Raw genomic sequence first — 1,465 nt, 5'->3', positions numbered from 1 at the left:
CGGTCACCGGTGTTGAGACGTTGGACTTCGAGACCGGCAATGACATTGACCTGACGGCCGCCAACAATGGCCCGCAGGCTGTTGATGCCAAGGTTGTTCTGAACAGCTGGGACGGGGTCAACCACAAACTGAGCGCGTCTGACGCGGATAGTGGTGACAGCCTGACTTACAAAGTGGTCGGTGCAACCAGTGTCTCTGGGAATGTCTATACGCTTGCGAGCGGCGCGGAAGTGACGCTGAATGCGGATGGCACCTACAGCTATGATCCCTCGGCTAAGACTGATACGGATGCAGACAGTTTCACCTGGAAGGTGACAGACAGTAAGGGCCTGTCCAGCCAGGGCGTTGTCAGCATCGATCTTGCCGAGAATGAAACAGCCGTTTCCAGGGGCACAACCGGCAATGATGTGTTGATGGGCGATGAGCGCACGATCAAGATTGATGGCGGTGCCGGGGATGACCAGTTGGTTGCCGGCGATGTGCGTTCTTTCCCGGTTGCCGGTGAAATGTCCGGGATCTCGCTGGATGGCGGTGAATATCTGGGCCGGACCTTCTCAGATGCGGGCAGCAACAAGACCTGGGTCATGGAAAGCTGGGTCAGGCGTGATGCGCTTGGCGGTACGGATGCAATCCTGACCTCGCGCAATGGCGGTTCGGGCACGGGTTATGGCTGGCTAGGCTTTGGCGAAGACAACCGGCTTTATTGGGTGAGCTATGGCGTCAACTACCCGACCCCTTCGCATTATTATTCCGCAGTGAGCGAGCAGGTTTTTGACCGGCCTGAGGATATTGGCGCCTGGCTGAATTTCTCCGTGGCGTTTGATACGACCCGTGCGGATGGCAATCATGTGCGCCTGTTCCTGAATGGTGAGGAACTGGCGCAGTCCTCCAGCAGCAACCCGGTGCCGGCGGATTGGTCCGAGAGCACGTTTGGATATGATTGGGAGCATCGTGTCGGCGGCCTGCAAGGGGCGGCGAGCAATGATTTCCATGGTGATATCGCCTCTGTTCTGTTCCGGGACGGTGCGACCCTGAATGATGCGGATGATCTGATGCTGGGCCGCCGCCAGGATGGGAGCTGGGTGCCGTCCAGCACCTTTGCCGGTGATGATCTGGGACCGAATGGCTTCCATCTTGATTTTGCCAACGGGGCGACCCCGGGGGCGGATGCCAGCAGCAACGGCAATGATTTCACCGCTTATGGGGTGGATGGCAGCGACCATCTGACAGCAACGGGGCTGATTGAACCGGCCCTGACCGGGGTGACCCTGATGGGCGGAGAGGGTGACGATACCTTGACCGGTGGTGCCGGCTCTGACGTGATTGACGGCGGCGAAGGCAATGATGTGCTGAAGCTCGCCGGAAGCTACGGCGACTATGTGATCCAGGATCAGGGCGATGGCTCTTATGCCATCACCGATGCCGCCGGTTCGACGGATACGGTCACGGGTGTCGAGACACTGGA

The 1,465-nt window shown here is 59.0% G+C and carries 1 protein-coding gene; it reads left to right on the top strand.

Annotation, left to right across the window (positions count from 1 at the left end; all coding sequences use genetic code 11):
• On the top strand, positions 1-1,465 hold a 1,465-nt coding region (locus DFP90_RS23040; RefSeq protein WP_245957154.1), incomplete at both ends, for an Ig-like domain-containing protein.

This window comes from Aestuariispira insulae (assembly GCF_003385955.1).
Lineage (GTDB): Bacteria > Pseudomonadota > Alphaproteobacteria > UBA8366 > Aestuariispiraceae > Aestuariispira > Aestuariispira insulae.
Note: the sequence above shows the minus strand (reverse complement) of the source record. Positions and strands in the feature narration are given on the sequence as shown.